This is a genomic window from Colwellia marinimaniae (assembly GCF_002207865.1).
Classification (GTDB): domain Bacteria; phylum Pseudomonadota; class Gammaproteobacteria; order Enterobacterales; family Alteromonadaceae; genus Colwellia; species Colwellia marinimaniae.
The window spans coordinates 1-272 of sequence record NZ_BDQM01000267.1; the positions used below are offsets into that span (position 1 = coordinate 1).

1 protein-coding gene is annotated in these 272 nt (G+C 71.3%); it reads left to right on the forward strand.

Annotated elements, in window-relative coordinates; genetic code table 11:
- Nucleotides 1-272 (forward strand): SH3 domain-containing protein (locus MTCD1_RS19220; protein ID WP_159459928.1); only part of this gene is annotated, 272 nt, incomplete at both ends.

Below are 272 nucleotides of genomic sequence, written 5' to 3' on the forward strand. Positions count from 1 at the left end.
GTGGGAGCTGGGCCGGGGCTATCCGCTGCAGGTGCAGCAGCGCAAGGGCCGTTGGCTCCAAGTGCGGGATTTCGAGGAGCCGCTCGGCTGGGTGTACGCGCCGCTGACCAGCAAGACGCCGCACCGCGTGGTGACGGCACGCGTCGCCAACCTGCGCGCCGGCCCCGGCCAGCAGCACAAGACCGTGGGCAAGCTGCAGCAGCATGAGGTGGTGCGCAGCCTGGGCCAGTCGGGTAGCTGGGCCCGGGTGCAGCGCGAAGACGGGCAAAAGG